The organism is Halorubrum sp. AD140, from assembly GCF_034497445.1.
GTDB lineage: Archaea > Halobacteriota > Halobacteria > Halobacteriales > Haloferacaceae > Halorubrum.
The window spans coordinates 1-21,189 of the sequence record NZ_JAXRUU010000055.1 but is presented as its reverse complement, the minus strand read 5'-3'; the positions used below and the strand labels follow the sequence as shown (position 1 = coordinate 21,189).

Genomic DNA, 21,189 nt, shown 5'->3' with positions numbered 1-21,189 from the left:
GCGCGGCTGGAGGAGGACTCGGTGCTCGTCAACGTGAGCCGCGGTCCGGTCGTCGACGCCGACGCCCTGCTCGACGCGCTGGACACGGGGGCGATCAAGGGCGCGGGCCTCGACGTGCTCGCCGAGGAACCCCCGGAGGACGACCCGCTCGTCGGTCGCGACGACACGATCGTCACGCCGCACGCGGCGTGGTACAGCGAGGAGGCCAGAGACGACCTGAACCGGAGCGGGGCCGAGGACGTCGCCGCCGTCCTCAACGGCGAGACGCCGGAAGGGCGGGTCGACCCGGACGCCGACTGGCTGTGAGAGCCGCCGCGACCGGAACGGCTCAGAGCCGGTCGAGCGGGTCGAATCCGTCTCCGTCGGCCGTCTCGTCGTCCGTTTCCGCCCTGCCGTCGTCCGCCGTCGCCGCCTCGAACTCCCCCGCCTCCAGCCCCGCCGCCAGCCCGGGACCGAGGTCGTACGTGTCCCGAACGGTCTGCGCGAGCACGCCGCCGCGGTCGAAGACCACGTAGACGGCGACGAAGTCGTGGGCGGCGGGCCGCAACACGAACACCTCCCGCGGGTCGTCGTCTCCGCGGGAGTCGTTGACCCGGGCGACCAGCGGCTCGATCGGGAGCCGTCCGCCCCGGAGGTCGGCGAAGGTGTCGCCGCCGGGTGGGTCGGCGAACAGGTACAGCGCGCCGTTCGGCTCGCCGTCGTTCGATCGGGTCGTGACCGAGCCGACCGCCTCGCCTTCGGCGCGGAGCCGCTGCCACGCGTCGACGGCCGCCTGGAACATCCCCTCGACGCCGTCGGCGAAGCGGAACCGACTCTCGCGGACGACCTCGACGTCGACGAACCGCGCCGAGGCGTCCGCCCACGCCAGTGTCGCGTCGACGACGTGGCCGGGTTCCAGCGACGCCACGCGCTCGGCGAGCTCGCCCTCGTACCCCTCCGCGGTCGCGTACAGGGGCTCGAACTGGTCCTCGGCGTCGGGAGCCGTCGGGTCGATCGGCCTGTCAGGGAGCTCGACGAGGACGAACTCCTCCGGCGCGTCGGCGGGGCCGTCGACGGTGGGATCGTCGCCGGCGAGGTCACCGACAGTGGGGTCGTCGTCGACGTCCGGGCGCGGACGGCGCTCGTGCACGCGGAACCGGCCGCTCGTCGTCGGGTCCATACGCGGAGATCGGTCGGCGGGCGGATAAGCGGGTCGGACCGGGGCGTCGGTGGCGCTCGCGCCGCCCCGCGGTGTCGGATCCGTGTCGTTATGGGGCGGGCGACCCAACGCGACGGTAAATGGGGATCCTCGAGGACAAGTCGAACGCCCGCCTGTTCTACAAGTACCTCTCGAAGGTGTACGACCGGGTCAACCGGTTCACCTGGACCGAAGAGATGCGCACGGAGGCGCTCTCCTGGCTGGAGTTCGGCGACGACCCGAAGGTGCTCGACGTGGGGTGCGGCACCGGGTTCGGCACCGAGGGGCTGCTCGAACACGCCGAGGACGTCCACGGGCTCGACCAGAGCGTCCACCAGATGGAAAAGGCGTTCGAGAAGTTCGGCAAGCACGACCGCGTACACTTCTACCGCGGCGACGCGGAGCGACTCCCCTTCCGCGACGACGCGTTCGACGTCGTCTGGTCGTCCGGCTCGATCGAGTACTGGCCGAACCCCGTCGAGGGGCTTCGGGAGCTCCGTCGCGTCGCGAAGCCGGGCGGGCAGGTGCTCGTCGTCGGCCCCGACTACCCGCACAACCGCGTCCTCCAGCGGGTCGCCGACGCGATCATGCTCTTCTACGACGAGGACGAGGCCGACCGGATGTTCGAGGCGGCGGGCTACGAGGCGTTCGATCACCACATCCAGCGGGCGAGCCCGCAGAGCCCCCGGGCGATCACGACGGTCGCTCGGGTCCCCGAGCAGTAGCCCTCGTCGCGCCCGCAACGCACCCCGATCCCGACGGCGCGTCACCCCGCGTCCGCCGTCGACTCCAGCGTCGCGACCTGCCGCCCCTCGACCGAGACCTCGACGACGACCGTCCGGCCCGGCTCGATGCCGGGGTCGTTCGTGCCCGCGACCCGGAAGGACGCCGAGCCGCCGGCGCGCCAGTCGTCGTCGCTCGCGGCGTTGAACGCCCCGGTCGGCCCGGGCTCGAACCCCGCCGCCGAGAAGAACGGCACCGGCGGCTGACGGGCGAGCGGCTCGCCGTCGACGCGAACGCGCACGTCGAGCTCGCTCGCGTCGAGGGCGTCTCCCCCGCGGTGCGTGACCGTGACCCGGTCGTCGCTCACCGACAGCGAGAGCGACGCCGTCGGAGCGGGGTCGGGCGGCGAGTCGATCGCGACGCCCACGACGCCGCCGGCAAGGACGACGGTGATCGCGAGCAGCAACACGCCGGCGACCGGCGCGAGCGCGCGGTCGGAGCGCCGGACCGGCGACGGGGGGCGGGTCGGGGTCGAACGACGGGCCGTCGCCGAACTGGCGGTTCCGTCCGTGCGACGTGCCGCAGTCGAGGAGCGAGACGACGGACGCGACTGCGACGGTGAGCGGTGGATCTGCACGGAGGGGATGCCCCTTCATCTGATAAAAGGGTCGGGACGCGCGGACGGGAACGGGGCCCGTCGTTCGACGCTCCGGCGGTCCCGCGCTACTCGTCGTCGACGAGCCGCGGCGTCGCGGTCGGCTCCAGGTCGTCGACGACGACGACGCGCGGCTCGTCGACGACGGTGATGCGATACGACTCCGCCGGCGACAGCGTGCGGACGACGCCGTCGGCGTCGGTGGTGCCGATCGACTGACTGTCCCCGTCGCCGACGCTCTCCGTGACGGTGACGTCGCGGACGGGCTGGCCCGTGTCCTCGTCGAGGACGGTGACCGTCACCGGCCCGCCGACGTAGCTGCGCTCGACGGTGACGTTGAAGCCGTCGCCGGTCCGGGAGACCGACTCCGCGTCGGGAAACGCGTCGAGGTCGAGCCGCTGGTGCTCGACGAACACCTGCTCCGTCCCGCCGCTGACGAACGCGCGGAGGTGGCCGTACTCGTGCGGAATGGTGATCCGCTGGACCGACCCGGCCCCGAACGCGTCGGGCTCTCGGAGCGACGCCGTCTCGGGGTACGCCTCCTTCGTCGACTCGATCGCCTCGTCGTTGCTGATCGCGCCGCCGCCGCGGTCCCAGCGGTCCGTGCGGAACGTCTCGCGGACGTACTCGCCGTCGACGATCGCCGCCAGCGTGACCGACTCCGAGCTCGACTCGACGTGGATCTCCGCCGCGGAGACCTCGCCGCGAGCGGTCGCGAGCGCGAGGTCCCGGACGGGACCCTCGTACACCTGGAGCGCGACCTGGAGCTCGTCGAGCCGGGCCGGAGAGCTGAATCCGTCGGTCTCCTCCGCGAGCGCGTCGATCTCGTCGAGCCGCTCGTCGTACTCTCGCGCGGTGGCGGAGACGGCGACCAGCTCGTCGAGGAGCTCGCGGTCGGAGATCTCTCCGTCCGCGTGCGCTCGGAACGCCTCCGACTGCCGGCTGTTGAGGCTCACCTCGTCGCGCTCGACGCGGCTGAGCGCCGCGAGAATCAGCCGCTGCCGCTCCGTGCTCGTCTCGGCGTTCTCGATCCGGTCGACGACCGCCGCGGTCTCGACGGCCGCGTCGGCGTCCCCGACGGAGAGGGAGAGCGACGAGCCGAGGTTCGCGCCGCGGGCGCCGCCCCCGATCCGCACGTCCGCGTCGGGGGGCGAAGAGAGCGTCCGGAACGTGAGGTTCGACTCGTCGACCTGGCGCGGGTCGGAGGCCTGCGAGGCGTCGGCCGCGTCGAAGACGGACACGCCGGTGCCGGCGACGGTCGCGTCGGTTCCGACCGACGCCGGAGGCGCGGAGCCGGCCGCCCCGGGCGACATCGCGCCCGCGATCGGCACGACCAACAACAGCATCGCGACGGCGACCGGGAGGGCCCTCATTGGTCGTGGATTCGGCTCCGGATATAAAAAAGCCACCTCAACGGACGAGGCTCTCGGGGGTCGAAGCGGCTCGGTGGCGTCGCGCCTCGGAGGACGACGGGGGGAGTGCGAGCGCGCTCTCGGCGGCGAAACCGACTATGGAAAGCGTTTTGCCCGGCGCATGAGAGCACCGATGTGCATGCGGAACCCCCCGCCTCGCGCTCTCCTCGTCGCGCTGGTCGCCGTCGCCCTCGTGGGCGTCGGCGCCCTCGTCGGCGCGCCGATCGCCGGAGACGCGCTCGCGACGTCACCCTCCAGCGACTCGTCGCTACACGACGCGGCGAGCCCGTCGATCGAGCGGCCGATCGGCGAACCGCTCACGGCTTCGGCCACCGGCTCGCCGACTTCGGGCCCCGTCGAACAGATCGACGACGAGTTCAACCTGACCTCGACGACGGAGATCCGGATTCAACCGACGCCGGACCGCGACGCGCGGTGGGAGGTGTCCGTCAGGTACGCGCTCGCCGACGAGGCCGAGACCGCGGCGTTCGAGACCGCCGGCGAGCAGTTCGCGGACGGCGAGGTCGGCCCCGGCCCGGCGCTGTTCGAAGGATTCGCCCGGGAGGCCAGTCGGAACGTCGACCGGACGATGCGGATTCGAGACGTCGACCGCGAGGTGGTCGTCCACGAGGACCCCTCGGAGTTCGACGTGGCCGAGGACGACACGGCCGCGGTCGGCGAACTCCGGCTGACGTTCGTCTGGACGGAGTTCCTCGAGACCGACGGAGAGAACCTCGTGTTGGGCGAGGCGCTGACGACACCCGACAACGGCACGTGGCTCCGCTCGCTCGGCGAGGAGCAGACGCTGGAGGTGGCGACGCCGGAGGGGTACACCGTCACCGGAACGCCCGGCGCCACCGTCCCGCTTCGCGACAACGCCGTGATCATCGAGGGACCGCGGACGTTCGAGGAGGGCGAGCGAGTCGCGGTCGTGTACGCGCCGACCGGCGCGGTCAGCCCGCCGTGGGAGCTGCTCATCGCTGCGATCGTGATCGCCGCGCTGCTCATCGCGGGGAGCGTCCTCGGCTATCGTCGGCTGGACCGCGGCGGCGCCGCCGCGGTCAGCCCGAACGGCGGAGAGGACGGCGACGGTGCGAGCGCCGGAGCGACCGTCGACGGAGAGGCGGACGAGCCAGAGAGTCCGCCAGCCGGCTCGCCTCACGACGGCGAGGACGGCGCCCCGGAGCCCGAACCGGACCTCTCGCTGCTCTCGGACGAGGAGCGCGTCGAGCGGCTCCTCGCGGACAACGGCGGCCGGATGCGACAGGCGGACATCGTCGCGGAGACCGGGTGGTCCGACGCGAAGGTCTCCCAGCTCCTGTCGGCGATGGCCGAAGAGGAACGCGTCGAGAAGCTCCGACTCGGCCGCGAGAACCTGATCTCGATTCCGGACGGCGAAGCGGACCAAGGGCACGGCGACGGGGCGGCCGAGGGGCACAACGGGGACCGTGGCGGCGACGACCGCGGCGAACGGTAGGGCCTCGCTCCGAGCACGGGGAAGCCAGCCGGCTCGACTCGTCCGGAGTCAACTCCTGGCGTGCGGTGTCGCGTTTCGAAAACCCTTACAGGGCGAGCGACGGAGTATCGATCATGAAAGTTCTGGTGACCGTCAAGGAGGTCGCGGAGGCGGCCGACGACTTCGCGATCGAGGGGTCCGAGATCGCCCCGTCCGACCTCGAGTACGACCTCAACGAGTGGGACGACTACGCGGTCGAGGCGGCGGTTCAGCTGGCCGAGGCCGGGATCGCCGACGAGGTCGTCACCGTCACCATCGGCCCGGAGCGCGCCGAGGAGACGATCCGGATGGCGCTCGCGAAGGGCGCCGACCGCGCGGTCCGCGTCTGGGACGACGCCTTCGAGGAGGGGTTCGCCGACGTGGCCGCGAAGGTGACGACGTTCGAGGCCGTCGTCGAGGCGGAGGAGCCCGACCTCGTTCTCGGTGGCGTCCAGGCCGCGGACACCGGGTTCGGCGCGACCGGCGTCGCGCTCGCCGAGCGGATCGGCTTCGAGCACGCCGCGGTCGTGAACGACCTGGAGGTCGACGCCGACGCGGGCGTCGCCCACGTCCACCGCGAGCTGGAGGGCGGCGTCGAGGAGCTGACCGACGTGGACCTCCCCGCCGTGTTGACCGTCCAGACCGGCCTCAACGAGCCGCGGTACGCGAGCCTCCGCGGCATCCGGCAGGCCCAGCGCAAGGAGATCGACGCGACGGGACTGGCCGACCTCGGGCTGACCGCCGAGGACGTCGAGAGCGCGCTGACGATCACGTCGATGTACGAGCCCGAGAGCGAGTCGGACGCGGAGATCATCGAGGGCGGCGCCGGCGAGGCCGCGAGTCGCCTCGCAGAGGTGCTGCGGGAGAAGGGGGTGGGCGCGTGATGTCGGACGTGCTCGTCGTCTCCGAACACCGGCGCGGAGAGCTCCGCGACGTCTCCTACGAGGCGATCACGGCCGGACGCGAGCTCGCCGACGCGCGGGGCGGCGACCTCCACGTCGCCGTCGTCGCCGGTGACGTCGACCAGTTCGCGGAGTACCTGAACCGCGAGGGCGTCGACGCGATCCACACGGTCGAGAACGGCGAGGAGTTCGACCACAACGTTTACCAGGCGGCGGTCGCGGCCCTGCTCGACCGGACGGACGCCGGCGCGGTCGTCGCGCCGAACTCGGTCAACGGGCTCGACTACGCCCCCGCCGTGGCCGAGGACCGCGGGCTGCCGCTGGTGACCGACGCGATCGGCATCGAGTACGACGACGGCCTGACGGTCACCCGCGAGATGTACGGCTCGAAGGTGGAGACGACCGTCGACGTCGCCGGCGACGAGTTCGTGCTCACGGTCCGTGGCGGCGAGTGGGCGCCCGCGGAGGGCGTCGGCGACGCGGCGGTCGAGTCGGTCGCGGTCGATCACCCCGAGTCCGGCGCGCGCGTCACCGGCTTCGAGGAGGTGGGCGGCGGCGACGTCGACATCGCCGACGCCGACGTGCTCGTCTCGGTCGGCCGCGGGATCGAGGAGGAGGAGAACCTCGAGCTCGTCGAGGAGCTCGCCGACGCGCTCGGCGCGACCCTCTCCGCCTCCCGGCCGATCGTCGACAACGGCTGGCTCCCGAAGAACCGACAGGTCGGACAGAGCGGGAAGGTCGTCACCCCCGACGTGTACATCGCCGTCGGCATCTCCGGCGCGGTCCAGCACGTCGCCGGCATGAAGGGGTCGGACACGATAATCGCGGTCAACACCGACCCGAACGCGCCGATCTTCGACATCGCCGACTACGGCGTCGTCGGCGACCTGTTCGACGTGGTGCCCGCGCTGATCGACGAGTTCGCCTGAGGGGCGCCGGAGAGAAGCCGACCCGACCGCGCCCCGTTCTCGGTTCGTTTATCACCCCGCCGACCATCCGATCCGGCATGAGCGAGGCCGACGAGCAGACGGCTGCGACCGCGACCGGCCGGGAGATCTGGATCGAGAAGTACCGGCCGCAGACGCTCGACGACATCCACGGCCAGGAGGCGATCGTCGAGCGGCTCCAGAGCTACATCGAGCAAGACGACATCCCCCATCTTCTTTTCAGCGGTCCTGCCGGCGTGGGAAAGACGACCGCGGCCACCGCCATCGCCAGACAGGTGTACGGCGAGGACAACTGGCGCGGCAACTTCCTCGAGCTCAACGCCTCCGACCAGCGCGGCATCGACGTGGTGCGCGACCGGATCAAGGGGTTCGCGCGCTCGTCGTTCGGCGGCGACTTCCGGATCGTGTTCCTCGATGAGGCGGACAGCCTCACCGATGACGCTCAGTCAGCGTTACGCCGGACGATGGAGCAGTTCTCCGACAACACCCGCTTCATCCTCTCGTGTAACTACTCGTCGAAGATCATCGACCCGATCCAGTCGCGCTGCGCCGTCTTCCGGTTCTCGCCGCTCTCGGACGCGGCGGTCGCCGCCCAGACCCGCGAGATCGCGGCGGCGGAGGGGATCGAGGTGACCGACGCGGGCGTCGACGCCCTCGTGTACGCGGCCGACGGCGACATGCGCCGCGCGATCAACTCGCTGCAGGCGGCGGCGACGACCGGCGACGTCGTCGACGAGGAGGCGGTGTATGCGATCACCGCGACCGCCCGACCGGAGGAGATCGAGTCGATGGTGACGAACGCGCTGAACGGGGACTTCGCGAAGGCGCGGTCGACCCTCGACACCCTGCTCACGGAGACGGGGATGGCCGGCGGCGACGTGATCGACCAGCTCCACCGCTCCGTGTGGGAGTTCGACCTGAGCGAGCGCGAGGCGGTCGCGCTGATGGAGCGGATCGGCGAGGCCGACTACCGGATCGCCGAGGGCGCCAACGAGCAGGTGCAACTGGAGTCGCTGCTCGCGTCGCTGTCCGTGGGGAAGTAGGCCGCTCGCGGCAACCGTCGCGTCGGTCGCACGCTACGCCGACCAGAGCGCCGCGGCGGTCGCGGTCCAGCCCTATCCGAGCACCGCCAGCGCGAGGAGCATCCCGGCGGCGGCGGCAGGCGGGATGGTGAGGTTGTCGTCGACGGCGACGCCGCGGACGATCGGCGGGAGGCCGTCGGCGACGGCGGCGGGGACGGCACCGGCGACCGCGACGACGACGCCCACGTCGGGGCCGAACGCGGGGATCGTGAACGGGACCGCGAGCCCGAAACAGACGAGGAACATCGCGATCCACGCGGCCGGCCGCTTCGCCTCGGTCGCGTCGTTGTCCGCGAGCGCCCCGCTGACGGGGTCGCCGACCGACAGCATCCACATCGCGGGGACCGCGAGGGTCGGCTCCAAGAGGAGCACCACGCCGGTCATGCTCACCTGGTACAGCGCGTAGCCGGCGAGCGCGTCGCTCTCGTACTCCCGAGTGAGCTTCCGGTAGAGGGCGTGGTCGAGCCCGACCACGAGCCGGAGGAACTCCAGCGAGAGGACGACGGCGAGCGCGGCCACGAGGAGGTACCGCGTCTCCGTCCACGTGATCCACCCGAGCAGGTACGGCACCGGGTAGAGCGTGCCGCCCGAGTGGACTATCCGCCGCTCGAACTCCACGCGCTCGCGCCAGGCCGTCGCGGGAAGTGCCACGTCAGTTGGTCTCGACGTCTGTCTCGACGGTCTCGTACCGGTTCAACAGCGCGTCGAACGACCCGCCAGCGCGGAGCGCGGCCAGCTCGTCGGCGAGGTCGTCGGCGGGGACCCGGACCTGGGCCGCCGTGTCGCGCTCGCGGACGGTGACGGTGTCGGGACCGTCGTCCTCGATCCCGTCGCGGTCGACGGTGACGCAGAACGGCGTGCCGACCTCGTCCTGCCGGCGGTAGCGCCGCCCGATCGAGCCGGAGTCGTCGTACGCGACCGCGAGGCCGGCCGCCCGGAGGTCGGCGGCGACGCGGTCCGCGAGTTCGACGAGGCGGTCGTCGTTGGTCACCAGCGGGAACACCGCGGCGTCCTGCGGCGCGATCTCCGGCGCCAAGGAGAGGTACGTGCGTTCCTCCCCGTCGACCACGTCCTCGCGGTACGCGTGCGCGAGGAGGGTCTGGACCGTCCGCCCCACGCCGAAGGAGGGCTCGACCACGTGCGGGACGATGTGCTCGCCGCTCTCGGTGGTCTCCTCGACGGAGAAGTCCGCGACGTCGACGTCGACGTCGCGCGTTTCCCCGTTCACGTCGACCGAGACCGTCTCGCCGGCGAAGGCGTCGGGGTCGCGCTCGGCGAGCGTCTCCAGCGCCTCCGCGACCGCGCCGGCGTCGGCGCCGAACTCGGGGCCGAGGACGGACATGTCGGGGTCGACCGTCGCGCGCTCGACCGTCTTCGGCTCGTCGTAGCGCTTGAACACGGTGAACGCGTCGTCGCCGTACTCGTCGTGTTTCGAGAGGTCGTAGTCGCCGCGGTACGCGAAGCCGGCGAGCTCGATCCAGTCGCCGTCGACCTCGCTCTCGGCGTCCCAGCAGTCGGCCGCGTAGTGGGCGCGCTCGCCGGCGAGGTGCTGGCGGAAGCGGAACCGCTCGGTGTCGACGCCGACCCGCTCGTACCACTCCTGGGCGACGCCGAGGTAGTAGCCGACCCACGGAGAGCCGATCGTCCCGTCGTCGACCGCCTCTCCGACCGTGGTGTCGACGTATCCGCCGTCCTCCGCCTGCTGTTCCGCGGCCGGATACAGCCGGACGTCGACGTCGCGGACGCGATGCAGCGGCGGTTCGTCGGACTCGGGGTCGATGAACTGCTCCAACTCGGCCTGCGTGAACTCGCGCAGCCGGAGGAGACCGCCGCGCGGCGAGATCTCGTTGCGGTAGGCGGGGCCGATCTGGGTGATGCCGAACGGGAGGTTGCCGCGGGCGTACTCCTTCAGCCGCGGGAACTCGACGAAGATCCCCTGTGCCGTCTCCGGCCGAAGGTAGCCGGGCTGGCCGTCGCCCGGCCCGATGTCGGTCGCGAACATGAGGTTGAACGCCTCGACCGCCGCGCCGGCGAGCGGGGTGCCGCAGGCGGGACAGGCGATGTCGTTGTCGGCGATGAGGGCCTCCACCTCCTCGCCGGGGAGCGCCTCGGCGTCCTCGACGTCCGTGACGGCCTCCACGAGGTGGTCGGCGCGGTGCGACTCGCCGCACTCCGGACACTCGACGAGCATGTCGTCGAACCCCTCCAGGTGGCCGGACGCCTCGAAGACGGCCTCCGGCATCACCGTCGGCGCCTCGATCTCGCGGTTCCCCTCGCGGATGGTGAACCGGTCGCGCCAGGCGTCCTCCAGGTTCCGCTTCAGCGCCGCGCCCTGCGGACCGAACGTGTAGAAGCCGGCGGTGCCTCCGTACGCGCCGTTCGAGCCGAAGAAGAAGCCGCGCCGCTTGGCCAGCTCGACGAGGTCGGCCGCGGCCATCACAGCCCCTCCAGCAGGTCCACGTCGCGGACGACGCCGTCGAGGTCGGTGCCGTTGACGAGCGGCACCTGCTCGATGTCGTTGCTGATGAGCTCCTGGGCGACCTCCTTGGCCGTCCGGGCGCCGCTGACGGTGACCAGGTCCTCGGTCATGAAGTGACGCGTGGCCTCCGCCGGGATCTCCACGTTCCGGGTCGGGAGGTAGCGCGCGCCGATCGCTTTGATCCCCTCCCAGGACCACTCGGAGTCCTGCTCGGCGATGGAGTCGCCCGTGCTCGCCTCGCCCTCGACGACGCGGGCGACCTCCAGCACGTCGACCTCGGTGAGGATGCCCGCGATCGCGGCGTCGTCGTCGAGCACGACCGCGTACGGGACGTTCGCGAGTCCGATCTCGCGCTCGGCGACCGGCAGCGGCGTCTCCGTGTGGGTCGCGTTGACCGCCCGAGTGGCGAGCGTGCCGACCGGCGTCTCGCCGTCGATCTCGCCGCGGGCGATCGCCCGCACCACGTCGGTGACGGTGATGATGCCGACGAGCGCCTCGCCGTCGACGACCGGGAGCCGGCGAGACTCCTCGGCGACCATCGTGGCGGCCGCGTCGACGATGTCGGCGTCGGCACCGACCGTCGGCACCTCGCGCATCAGCAGCGCGAGCTGGTCTTCGTCCGGCTGTTCGATGAGGTCGTCGCGAGTGACGAGCCCCCGGTACACCTCGTCGCCGTCGACGTCTTTCACGACCGGTACCGACGAGAAACCGTACTCTCGGATGTACTCCAGCACGTCGTTCCGGCTCCCCGGGATCTCGACGACGACGAGATCCTCTCGCGGCGTCATGGCGTCTGATACGTTCATGCACCGTCTTTCAGCGTGGCACCTCTTGTATACTGCGAAGGTGATCGACGGCGCAGCGAGCGACGCGGACGCCGAGCCCGGCCCGATCGGCACCGGCCAGACGGTCTCGAGGTCCTCCGACTCCCACCACCCCGACCCCCGCCGGCCGCGTCCCCCGCCGGGCCGAACTCCCGACAGCGTGGCGACTCGTTCGTCAGATTGACGCTCAGCGGCACGCACCACCGGAGGATCGACGGTCGAACGGCGCATATCACGCCGATCCGTCCACTCGAACCGCCGATCCGCCGACCGCGGCCGTCGCCGGTTCGCAACGCTTATACCTACTGTGAACAATTCACAAGCATGTCACGGAGTTCCACCCCTTGGGACGACCCGGACCCCGACCGCCGCCCGACGGCGCTGCCGACGGACCCGAGGCTCGACGCCGGCGACTCGCCGGACGTCATGGCGTCGATCGACTCGTCGGCGTCGCGACCGGAGCTGGTGATCGCGGACGTGTCGCGGGAGGACGCGTGGGTCTCGGTCGACGAGGCCAACGCGACGGTGCTCGAGGAGTGGTGCTGAGGCGGAAGCCGACCGAACGCCCCTGGTTCGCACCCCGACCCGCGGATCGCCCTTTTCACGCCGACCCGCGGACTCCTTCTCCGAGCTCCCACGCGCGGATCAGCGACGCGATCGTCCGACACGTCGGCGCCGACGCGCCGAACCGATCGGCGCGGTCGGTGACCGTCCCGTAAATCGCGTCCACCTCGGTCCGGCGCCCGGCAGCGACGTCCTCACACATGGACGAGCGGTTGGCGGCGGTGTCGTCGGCGACGCGCTCGACGGCGGCGACCGCCTCCTCCTCGTCGAGACCGACGCCGTCGGCCCGCGCAACTCTGGCCACCTCGCGCGCCGCCTCGCGGGCCACCTCGCCGCTCGGCCCGTCGAGCGTCTCCCCGTTCGGGATCCGCGCGAGCGCCGACGGGCCGTTGATCCCCGCGTTGACCGCGAGCTTCTCGTACCGTCGGCGCGGCATGTCCTCGGCGGCGGTCGCCGCGATCCCCGCCTCGTCGAACGCAGCAGCGACTCGCACCGCGAGCGGGCTCGGACCGCCGGAGACCGCGCCGACGACGACCTCGCCGACCCCCGTACACGTCACGCGCCCGGGCTCCGCGAGCCGAGCGCCGTAGCTGGCGGTGCCGGCGATCACCGTCGGGTCGAGGGCGGCGACGAGCCGCTCCTCGGTGAACCCGTTCTGGAGCGAGCACACCGCCCCGTACTCGCCGGTCGCGAGCGCCCGCGCGGCCGCGTCCGTGTCGTACGCTTTCGTCGTGACGAGGGCGAGGTCCGCCGACCGGTGCGTCCCGTCGGTGAGCGCCCGCGGACGGACGCGGGCGGCGACCTCGCCGTCGATCCGGAGCCCGTCCTCCCGGATCCGACGCATGTGCGGGTCGCGGCCGACGAGCGTGACGTCGTGGACCCGCGCCAACAGCCCGCCGACGAGGCTGCCGAGCGCCCCGGCACCGTAGACGAGGACTTCCATGGGCGGTCAGAGGCGACGCAACTGAAAAGGCGTGACGGTGGCTCCGGGGGTCCGGTCACCGGCCCGCCGGCGCGATCACCCCTTCAGTCCGCTGCCGGTCAAGGGGACGACGACGTCGTCGTCGGGCGCGAGGTCCCCGCGCTCGCGGAGTTCCCGGAGCGCGGCCGGGGCGACGGCGCAGGTCGGCTCGGTGTAGAATCCCGCCCGGTGGAGCCGGTCGAGCTCGCGCTCTGCCGCCGACTCGGTTACTGCGAGGGCGTCGCCGTCGGTCTCGGCGACGGCGTCGAGGACCTTCCGCTTCCGCACCGGCTCCGCGATCTGGATCCCGTCGGCGGCGTCGTTGACGCGTCCGTCGGGGTCGGCCGCGTCGGGGCCGTGCAGCTCCCGGACGATCGGCGCGACCCCGGCCGCCTGCGCGCCGAACAGCCGCGGGACGGCGTCGATCCAGCCGGCGCGTTCGAGCCGGCGGAATCCCCGGTACGCGCCGAGAAACAGGGTGCCGTGGCCGAGCGGCGTCACGACCGCGTCGGGGGCGTCCCAGCCGCGCTGAGCGGCGATCTCGTAGGCGACGGTGGCAGTGCCCTCGAAGAACGCGGGGTTCCAAGCGTGGCTGGCGTACCACGCGGAGCCACCGGAGCCGCCGTCCGCTCCGCCCTCGCCGCCCCCGCCGAGCGCCGCGACGCACGCCGCCGTCACGTCAGCGCGGCTCCCCTCGATTCGGACCGTCTCGGCGCCCGCGCGGCGGATCGCGCGGAGCTTCGACTCCTTGGCGTCGGCCGGGACGTACACCGCGGCGTCGACCCCGGCGCGGGCCGCGTACGTCGCGATCGCCGCGCCGGCGTTGCCGGAGGAGTCCTCGACGACGCGCTCGACGCCGAGCTCGCGGGCGCGGGTGAGCGTCGTCGTCGCGCCCCGGTCCTTGAACGAGCCGGTGGGGAAGACGTACTCCAGCTTGAAGCCGGCGTTCCACGGAACGGCGTCGCCTCCCGGACCGCCGTCGTCGCTGTCGTCGCCGCTCGGCGCCCGGTCCGCGTCGACGAGCGGCGTCATCCCCTCGCCCAGCGTCACCCGGTCGGCGGGGTCGTCGCCGACGGCGAGGAGTTCGTCGAACGCCCACAGGCCGTCGCGAGTGTCGAGCGCCTCTCCCCCTGTCGGCTCCGGCGCCGGTCGGTCCGGGATCGGCGGGTCGGCGAAGTCCAGAGGGGCGCCGCACTCGCAGCGCCACCGGTCGGTCAGGGCCGCGCCGCACTCGGCGCAGGAGAGCCGTCGCGGACTCATCAGTACCGGTCGACGTTGGTGCCGACCGAGCAGACGTACTCGCCCGCGGCGACCTGTGGGAGACGCCGGGTGCGCCAGAAGACCCCGTCGTCGTCGGCGGTCACGCGCGCCTTCAGCCCGCCGAAGGTGTCGGTCACCTCGAAGAGGGCGTCTTCCGCGGAGACGCGCTCGCCGAGGTCCCGCTTGAACCGAACGAGCCCGCCGGCGGGCGAGCCGTACTGGTCGAACCCGCGCGCCCGAACCTGTCGTTCGAGGTCGACGTCGCCGTCGAGGAAGCCGTAGTGACGGAGCACGTTGAACACGCCCTCGACGCCGTATCGAATCGACTCCTCTTCCCAGCCGACGGCGCCGCCGAGCTCCGGGTCGATCGTCGGGATCCCGTGCTCCGGGCCGGCCCGCGCGAGCTGTCCGTCGGGCCCCTTGATGTCGAGGACGTGCCCGCAGCCGAACACCTTCGCCAGCTCCAGGCAGTCGCCGTGGAGGTGGTGGCGAAGCCCGCACCGCACCCGCGTCTCGTTTATCATCCGACTGGTCGACCCCTGGTGGAGGTCGAGAATGATGTCCGCGCGCTTCGCCGCCTGGAACGTCGCGTGGGCTATCCGCTCGCTGGTCGTCCCGTCCTCGTCGCCGGGGTACCCGCGGTTCATCTTCCGGTCGTCGATCGGGTTGCGGTGCTCCGCGACCTGAAAGCCGAAGTAGTTGACGATGCCGACGACGAGGAGCGCGCCGGACAGCTCGGTCGGATCGACCCGCGGGACGACGCGGTTGACGACCCCCAGCCCGTTGAGTTCGTCGCCGTCGCTGACCGCCTGCACGTACAGCGTCTCCCCGTCCGACGCGCCGTTGACGACGGCGACCGGGAGCCGGACGGGGCTCCCGTCCCGCGTCTCGCCCACTTCGAGACGGCCCGTGTCCGTCTCACCCGGCGGGGCGCGGGCCGTTCCAAGCGTGATCATTACGCGAACGTGGGCCGGCCGCCCCTTTATCCGTTCGGTCCGCGGCGATTCCCCGACACAAGCTTTATCGCCGTCTCGGTCGAGAGACCGGTATCGACGACCGCGTCCGCCGACCCGTCTCCGGTCACACTCGCCGCCGGTCGGACGCGGTCCCCAGCACATGAGCATCGACATCGAGCCGCTGACGGACGACGCCGGACTCACGGTCACGGACCACATCGAGAACACCCAGTTCGAGGTGTACACCGACCGGGCGGTCGAGCCGGTCGCGGGTTCCGCGGACGCTCACTACTTCCCCGTCGACGCAAGCGTCGCGGTCGAGACCGCGTCGGTCGAGATCCCGCGGATCACCATCGTCGAGACGCGCGCCAGCGACGGAACGCTGCTCACCCGCGGGGACTCTTACCGCATGCCCGACGGTGCGTACCACGTCGGGATCGACCCCGCGCCGACCAAGCTGTATCTCTCCTTCGAGGCGGGGTTCGCGGTGAGGACGACGGACCGGACCACCCGGATAGACCTCGACGCCCCCGCCGAGGTCGCGCTCGGCTTCCGGTCGCTCCACCAGGTTCCCGCGGGCACCATCGAGACGCCCACCGACCCCGAGTCACTGATGGAGGCCGTGTCGCTGCTCGGCTCCGCGCTCCAGACGACGAGTCCGGAGCGGTCGTTCCCGACCCTCCGCGGTCACCCGCCCCTGATCGAGCCGGGCGACGAGCTCCGCGTGCCGGAGCGGATCGAGCCGCCGGACTCCGGGATCCGGATCGTGGTCCCCCCCGAGTACCGCTTCCTCTACCCCGTGGTCTCGCTGGCGTACTACTTCGCGGCCGACGTGGTCCCCGGAGATTTCCCCAGGATCGAGGGAGACGGCTGGACGTACTCGCTGGAACCCGACTTCGAGCGCCGGGCCGCCGAGGTGCTCCGGCAGTCGTTCCACTTCGACTGCCTCGCTCGAACAGAGGGGTTCTACCCGGTCGACCTCCACGAGCGCGAGACGACCGCCCTCGACCTCGACTGGGGTCGGCTGTACGACCTGCCGCTCGCGGAGCGGCTCGGCGAGTACTTCTCGGTCCCCTTCGAGCGCGTCGAGCCGGAGCTCCCGCAGTGGACGCTGACGACCGACGTGCGACCCGACGCCGAGAACGTCGAGATGCTCCCGTTCGTCGCCGGGGAGCTGTCGATCGTTCGGTCGCCCGAGACGGCCACCCCGGTGGCCGCGGGCGAGGGGGGCGGCGTCGGGCTCTTCCGCGGTCCGGGCGCCGCGGCGAACTCGCCCGGGGCGGTCCCCCTCGCTCCGGACGAGTTCGTCCGCGGCGGAACGGGAACCGAGCCCGTCCGCGGCGCCGACGCCTCGGCCGACCGCGGGGCGGTCCCGGCCGACGCCGACTTCGTGCGGCCCGACCCGGTCGACACCGTCGAGCACGCGTGGGTCGGCGAGGGCGTTCCGCTCGACGCGAACAAGGCCACTCTCGACGCGTACCTCCGCCGGCTGGAGGCCGGCCAGGTCGAGCAGTCGCGGATCTCGGTGCTCGTCGTCTGCAACGACGAACAGATGCGCGAGGAGGGCGAGGTCGCGGACCTGTACGGCCTCCGCGACATGGTCCAGTTCGACATTGAGGTGCGCCACGACCTCACCCGCGCGGAGATGCGCGAGGCGCTCCGGTCCGACGTCGACTTCCTCCACTACGTCGGCCACGTCGACGATCGCGGGATGCAGTGTACCGACGACTACCTCGACCTCACGGACGAGGACCTCGACGTCGGCGTCAGCGCCTTCCTGCTCAACGCCTGCCAGTCCTACCAGCAGGGCGAGGCGCTCGTCCACCGCGGCTCCCGCGGCGGCATCGTCACCCTGTCCGACGTCGCGAACTCGCCGGCGACCCAGCTCGGCCGCATCATCGCCCGCCTGATGAACAGCGGCTTCAACCTCCGCACCGCGCTCCACGTCGCGAAGCGGGAGTTGATAACCGGCCACCAATACATTGTCGTCGGTGACGGCGGGACGACCATCTGTCAGAGCGAGAGCGGAGCGGCCGCAGTCATCGAGGTACGCCACGAGGGGCCGCCGTGGGATATCTCGATCAAGGCGTATCCGAACGGCCCCTACGGCTCCGGAACGCTGACGACGCCAACCATTGCATCGGCTTCGTCCAACCACTATGTTCCGGGAGACATCGATCTGCGCGACACCACCGAGTCACAGCTAAAGAATTTCCTCGGCCTTGAGGTAGTGCCGGTCTTTACCGAATCGGGACTCGTCTGGAGCGATGAGTTCGATTGATTACGGCCCAGCAGTCGATGAAAGTACACCTGCCGACGCGGGCGCCGCCTGCGTCAGCAGGAGGAGCGCGGTGAACAGGACGCCAGCCATCTTCGGGTGCTCTGCCACGTAGTCTGCAACACTTTCGTGCATATTACATCAGATATCGCATGTAATTAAATTGGACGTTGTTCTGCGGCAATCGTTTTGAGATATTTGAACGTTCAGAATAAGTAAATAAATTCTCGGCGCCGGACGGGGCGAGCCTCGGTCAACCGCGTAGGTGTTACACCGGCACCTTGAAGCCGGTTTCGGCGGAGGGACCGACATGGGCGAGACGGACGACGTCGACCTCCTCGACCCGTTCCGGCAGTTCTTCTCGCTGCGCCGAGACGTGCTCGTGCTGTCGCTCGCGATGTTCGCGTTCAGCCTCGGCTTCCAGATGACGAACCGGTACGTGCCGGAGTACCTGTCGGCGCTGGGCGCGAGCGCGTTCGTCGTCGGGATGTTCGGAACCGTCGGCAACGTCATCGGCGCGGTGTACCCGTACCCCGGCGGACGGCTCTCCGACCGGATCGGGTCGCGGGTCGCGCTCACGCTGTTCGGCCTGCTGTCGAGCCTCGGATTCGCGGTGTGGCTCGTCGCGCCGGCCCTCGGGACCGTGACGGTGTGGGGCGTCGTCCTGGAGCCGTGGATCTGGATCTTCGTCGGGCTCTTCCTCGCGCAGGCGTGGAAGTCGTTCGGCCTCGGCGCGACGTTCGCGGTCGTCAAGCAGGCCGTGCCGCCGGAGCGGCTGGCGCGCGGGTTCGCGAGCACCGAGGTGTTCCGCCGGACGGCCTTCCTGGTCGGCCCGCTGATCGCGGCGGGGATCATCCAGTCGGTCGCGGGGTTCACCGTCGCCTTCCAGTACGTGCTCGCGGTGGCGCTCCTGTTCGCGGTCGTCGCGACCGCGCTCCAACACGTCCTCTACGACGCGAGCGAGGACTCGCTGGGCAAGGAGTTCGAGGGGGTCCGTGAGGTCGTCGACGACCTCCGAAACCTCCCGCCGGAGCTCCGACCGCTGCTCGTCGGCGACACCCTCGTGCGCTTCGCGAACGGGATGGTGTACGTCTTCTTCGTCATCGTGATCACGCGGTTCCTGGAGGTCGGGCTCGACGTCGGTCCCGTCTCGCTGTCGCCGGCGGCGTTCTTCGGCGTCCTGCTCGCCGTCGAGATGCTGGTCGCGCTCGTCTCCATGCCGCCCGCGGCGCGGGCCGCCGAGTCCGTCGGGCTCAAACCGGTCGTCGCGCTCGGGTTCCTGGTGTACGCGGTCTTCCCCGCGCTCCTCATCAGCGTCCCAGCCGACACGCCCCTGACCGCGCCGCTCGTCGTCGCGCTGTTCGCGTTCTCGGGGCTGCGGTTCGCCGGCCTCCCCGCGCACAAGGCGCTCATCGTCGGGCCCGCCGAGCGCGACACGGGCGGGCGCGTCTCCGGCTCGTACTACCTCCTCCGCAACGCGGTCGTCATCCCGAGCGCGGCGCTCGGCGGGCTGATCTACGGCGGGTTCTCGGTGCCGACGACCGGTCTCGCGTTCGCCGGGAGCCCCACGTTCGCGTTCGGACTCGCGAGCGCGATCGGACTCGTCGGCGTCGCGTACTTCGCGGCGTTCGGTACGGAGTACGACGCGTACGCGTAGGAGGTACGGGGCTCGTCGCGCCCGTCGGCGCGTCCCGCCGTTTTTTCATCCCCCGCGACCGAGGTGCCGACATGACCGACATCGTCGCCGCGATACGGGACGCGTTCGAACACACCGACTACGACCTCGGCGACGTCGCCGTCAACCGACAGCAGGTGCGCGTTCCGGTCCTCCAGGAGGGAGCCGACCCCGACGCGCTTCGCGCCGTGATCGAGGAGGCGCTCGGCGCCGACGCCGTCGTCGGCGTCACCGTGAGCACGGAGACGATCGACGGGGAGGACACCATCGGCACCGTCGTCTCGTTCCAGCACCGGCCGTGACGTCGACGCAACCGGTGGTGTCGGCCGTGACGCGGTACGATTAAGCGTGCGGTACTCGTACCCACCGGCCACACGATGACGGCCGACGACGGACACGACGGCGCGCAGTATCTCGCCGGCTCGCCGGTCCGGGTCTCGATCCTCCGGACGCTCCGTCGGGAGCCGCGACGCCCGGCGGACCTGACGGACGCGGTCGACGCGACCCGGACGACGGTCCAGCGGATCCTCGGGGGGTTCCGCGAGCGCGACTGGGTCGTCAAGCGCGACGCCGCGTACCGCGTGACGCCGACGGGAAAACGCGTCCACGAGGCGTACGAGACCCTGCTGGACGAGGTGGCGCTGGCCGATCGCTACGGGAGGTTCGCCGCCGACCTCGAGCGCGTGGACGCCGGGCTCCCCCCGGAGGCGCTCGACGCCGGCGAACTGACGGTCGCGACGGACCGGAACCCGCTCGCGGCTGTCGACCGGCTCACCGAACTCCTCCGAGAGGGCCGCGACGCCGAGATCCGCGCGGTCTCGCCGATCGTCATCCAGCAGTTCAACCGAGCGGCCGCCGCGGCGCTCGACGCCGGCGCGGAGGTCGAGCTCGTCATCGACCGCGACGTCGCCGAGACGTCGGTCTCCGAGTTCGGACCGGCGACCGACCGGGCGCTCGACGACGACGACGCGACCGTCTACGTCTCGCCCGAGCCCATCGAGTACGGGCTGTTCAAGCGCGACGACGTCGCCTGCGTGACGGCGTACGACCGGCGGAACAACCCGCGGTGCGTGTTCGAGTCGACGGAGCCGATCGTGACCGAGTGGGTCGACGACAGGTTCGAGTCGCTCGTGGCCGACGCTCGACGCCTGTCGGCGGTCGTCGAGGAGGCCTGACTCGGCTCGGGCTACGCCTCGGTCGAGTCGTCGGAGTCGGCCGCGTGCTCGTCGTCACGGCGCTCCGGATCGAAGTTGACGGGGACCACCGTCGGGTGGTCGATCCCGACGGACGGGGTGCTGGCGCTCATGGCTCCGCTCGATCGTAGACGACACGCCCACTAAAAATTACCCATGTGCATAACGCATCCGTCGCGCGGGACGGATGTTCTGTAGTTATTGGAATTCGTCGGCGTACAGGTCCTGCGCGTGTTCGATCGCGTCTTTCGCGGTCGCCTTGTCCTCCCATCCGAGGGTCTCGACCTCCTTGCCGGCCTCGAGGTTCTTGTACGTCGAGAAGAACTCGTCTATCTCGTCGCGGATCTGCTGGGAGATGTCCTCGAGGTCCTCGATGTGGTCGAAGCGGGGGTCCTCGGTGGGCACCGCGATCACCTTGTCGTCCTGCTCGCCGTCGTCGTCCATCCGCATCAGCGCGACGGGGCGCGCCTCGACGACGCAGCCGGGGAACGTCTGATCCTCGACGAGCACCATCACGTCGAACGGGTCGCCGTCGTCGTAGTACGACTGCGGGATGAACCCGTAGTCGTACGGGTAGTGGACGTTCGAGTGGAGCACGCGGTCGAG

22 protein-coding genes are annotated in these 21,189 nt (G+C 71.2%); 11 read left to right on the top strand and 11 right to left on the bottom strand.

Annotation, left to right across the window (positions count from 1 at the left end; all coding sequences use genetic code 11):
- Positions 1 to 306: NAD(P)-dependent oxidoreductase (locus U4E84_RS12970; RefSeq protein ID WP_322532520.1), on the top strand; the 306-nt coding region annotated here is incomplete at its 5' end.
- Positions 307 to 328: 22 nt separating this feature from the next.
- Here the strand turns inward: U4E84_RS12970 and U4E84_RS12965 are convergent.
- Complete coding sequence (locus U4E84_RS12965) at positions 329 to 1,159, bottom strand: DUF6663 family protein (RefSeq protein ID WP_322532519.1); 831 nt, start codon at positions 1,157 to 1,159, stop codon at positions 329 to 331.
- A 119-nt stretch (positions 1,160 to 1,278) separates the two neighbouring features.
- On the opposite strand from U4E84_RS12965, the gene U4E84_RS12960 reads away from it, so the two are divergent.
- Complete coding sequence (locus U4E84_RS12960; RefSeq protein ID WP_322532518.1) at positions 1,279 to 1,902, top strand: methyltransferase domain-containing protein; 624 nt, start codon at positions 1,279 to 1,281, stop codon at positions 1,900 to 1,902.
- A 41-nt stretch (positions 1,903 to 1,943) separates the two neighbouring features.
- On the opposite strand, the gene U4E84_RS12955 is transcribed toward U4E84_RS12960, so the two are convergent.
- Complete coding sequence (locus U4E84_RS12955; RefSeq protein WP_322532517.1) at positions 1,944 to 2,537, bottom strand: type IV pilin N-terminal domain-containing protein; 594 nt, start codon at positions 2,535 to 2,537, stop codon at positions 1,944 to 1,946.
- Positions 2,538 to 2,623: 86 nt separating this feature from the next.
- On the bottom strand, positions 2,624 to 3,928 hold the full coding sequence (locus tag U4E84_RS12950; protein WP_322532516.1) for a hypothetical protein: 1,305 nt from the start codon (positions 3,926 to 3,928) through the stop codon (positions 2,624 to 2,626).
- Positions 3,929 to 4,106: 178 nt separating this feature from the next.
- Between U4E84_RS12950 and U4E84_RS12945 the strand changes: the two genes are divergently transcribed.
- The 4 genes from U4E84_RS12945 to U4E84_RS12930 all read left to right on the top strand — a co-directional run bounded on the left by U4E84_RS12945 (position 4,107) and on the right by U4E84_RS12930 (position 8,354).
- Entirely contained in the window at positions 4,107 to 5,444 is a 1,338-nt protein-coding gene (locus U4E84_RS12945; protein ID WP_322532515.1) for a hypothetical protein, read from the top strand.
- Positions 5,445 to 5,557: 113 nt separating this feature from the next.
- Positions 5,558 to 6,346, top strand: a complete 789-nt coding sequence (locus U4E84_RS12940) for an electron transfer flavoprotein subunit beta/FixA family protein (RefSeq protein WP_322532514.1) — start codon at positions 5,558 to 5,560, stop codon at positions 6,344 to 6,346.
- The gene (locus U4E84_RS12935; protein ID WP_322532513.1) at positions 6,346 to 7,293 is read left to right on the top strand and encodes an electron transfer flavoprotein subunit alpha/FixB family protein; all 948 of its coding nucleotides are present in this window, start codon (positions 6,346 to 6,348) and stop codon (positions 7,291 to 7,293) included. Before U4E84_RS12940 ends, U4E84_RS12935 begins: the two co-directional genes overlap by 1 nt.
- A gap of 77 nt (positions 7,294 to 7,370) precedes the next feature.
- Positions 7,371 to 8,354, top strand: a complete 984-nt coding sequence (locus U4E84_RS12930) for a replication factor C small subunit (protein ID WP_322532512.1) — start codon at positions 7,371 to 7,373, stop codon at positions 8,352 to 8,354.
- A gap of 72 nt (positions 8,355 to 8,426) precedes the next feature.
- Here U4E84_RS12930 and U4E84_RS12925 read toward each other — a convergent pair whose 3' ends face one another.
- Genes U4E84_RS12925 through U4E84_RS12915 form a run of 3 tightly spaced genes read right to left on the bottom strand, consistent with a single transcriptional unit; the run spans position 8,427 to position 11,678 of the window.
- Positions 8,427 to 9,044, bottom strand: a complete 618-nt coding sequence (locus tag U4E84_RS12925) for a dolichol kinase (RefSeq protein WP_322532511.1) — start codon at positions 9,042 to 9,044, stop codon at positions 8,427 to 8,429.
- 1 nt (position 9,045) lies between these two features.
- Positions 9,046 to 10,830 (bottom strand): glycine--tRNA ligase, encoded by a 1,785-nt coding sequence (gene glyS, locus U4E84_RS12920; protein WP_322532510.1) that lies wholly within the window; start codon positions 10,828 to 10,830, stop codon positions 9,046 to 9,048.
- The gene (locus tag U4E84_RS12915) at positions 10,830 to 11,678 is read right to left on the bottom strand and encodes a CBS domain-containing protein (RefSeq protein ID WP_322532509.1); all 849 of its coding nucleotides are present in this window, start codon (positions 11,676 to 11,678) and stop codon (positions 10,830 to 10,832) included. The genes glyS and U4E84_RS12915 overlap by 1 nt, the downstream gene beginning before the upstream one ends.
- Positions 11,679 to 12,020: 342 nt before the next feature.
- On the opposite strand from U4E84_RS12915, the gene U4E84_RS12910 reads away from it, so the two are divergent.
- Positions 12,021 to 12,242 (top strand): hypothetical protein, encoded by a 222-nt coding sequence (locus tag U4E84_RS12910; protein WP_322532508.1) that lies wholly within the window; start codon positions 12,021 to 12,023, stop codon positions 12,240 to 12,242.
- Positions 12,243 to 12,297: 55 nt separating this feature from the next.
- On the opposite strand, the gene U4E84_RS12905 is transcribed toward U4E84_RS12910, so the two are convergent.
- The 3 genes from U4E84_RS12905 to U4E84_RS12895 all read right to left on the bottom strand — a co-directional run bounded on the left by U4E84_RS12905 (position 12,298) and on the right by U4E84_RS12895 (position 15,437).
- Entirely contained in the window at positions 12,298 to 13,203 is a 906-nt protein-coding gene (locus U4E84_RS12905) for a ketopantoate reductase family protein (protein ID WP_322532507.1), read from the bottom strand.
- Between the two features lie 75 nt (positions 13,204 to 13,278).
- Positions 13,279 to 14,481: a threonine synthase gene (locus tag U4E84_RS12900; protein ID WP_322532506.1), complete on the bottom strand. Its 1,203-nt coding sequence runs from the start codon at positions 14,479 to 14,481 to the stop codon at positions 13,279 to 13,281.
- On the bottom strand, positions 14,481 to 15,437 hold the full coding sequence (locus U4E84_RS12895) for a succinylglutamate desuccinylase/aspartoacylase family protein (protein ID WP_322532505.1): 957 nt from the start codon (positions 15,435 to 15,437) through the stop codon (positions 14,481 to 14,483). The genes U4E84_RS12900 and U4E84_RS12895 overlap by 1 nt, the downstream gene beginning before the upstream one ends.
- 160 nt (positions 15,438 to 15,597) lie before the next feature.
- Between U4E84_RS12895 and U4E84_RS12890 the strand changes: the two genes are divergently transcribed.
- Positions 15,598 to 17,718, top strand: coding sequence for a caspase family protein (locus tag U4E84_RS12890; protein ID WP_322532504.1), 2,121 nt, complete (start codon positions 15,598 to 15,600; stop codon positions 17,716 to 17,718).
- On the opposite strand, the gene U4E84_RS12885 is transcribed toward U4E84_RS12890, so the two are convergent.
- Positions 17,719 to 17,850: a hypothetical protein gene (locus U4E84_RS12885; RefSeq protein WP_255212561.1), complete on the bottom strand. Its 132-nt coding sequence runs from the start codon at positions 17,848 to 17,850 to the stop codon at positions 17,719 to 17,721.
- Positions 17,851 to 18,025: 175 nt separating this feature from the next.
- Here U4E84_RS12885 and U4E84_RS12880 point away from each other — a divergent pair, with 175 nt between their 5' ends.
- The 3 genes from U4E84_RS12880 to U4E84_RS12870 all read left to right on the top strand — a co-directional run bounded on the left by U4E84_RS12880 (position 18,026) and on the right by U4E84_RS12870 (position 20,565).
- Positions 18,026 to 19,372: an MFS transporter gene (locus U4E84_RS12880; RefSeq protein WP_322532503.1), complete on the top strand. Its 1,347-nt coding sequence runs from the start codon at positions 18,026 to 18,028 to the stop codon at positions 19,370 to 19,372.
- A 71-nt stretch (positions 19,373 to 19,443) separates the two neighbouring features.
- The gene (locus U4E84_RS12875) at positions 19,444 to 19,692 is read left to right on the top strand and encodes a hypothetical protein (protein WP_322532502.1); all 249 of its coding nucleotides are present in this window, start codon (positions 19,444 to 19,446) and stop codon (positions 19,690 to 19,692) included.
- Between the two features lie 75 nt (positions 19,693 to 19,767).
- The gene (locus U4E84_RS12870; RefSeq protein WP_322532501.1) at positions 19,768 to 20,565 is read left to right on the top strand and encodes a transcriptional regulator; all 798 of its coding nucleotides are present in this window, start codon (positions 19,768 to 19,770) and stop codon (positions 20,563 to 20,565) included.
- 216 nt (positions 20,566 to 20,781) lie between these two features.
- Here the strand turns inward: U4E84_RS12870 and U4E84_RS12865 are convergent.
- Positions 20,782 to 21,189, bottom strand: a 408-nt coding sequence (locus tag U4E84_RS12865; RefSeq protein WP_322532499.1) for an inorganic diphosphatase, incomplete at its 5' end; no start/stop codon positions are given.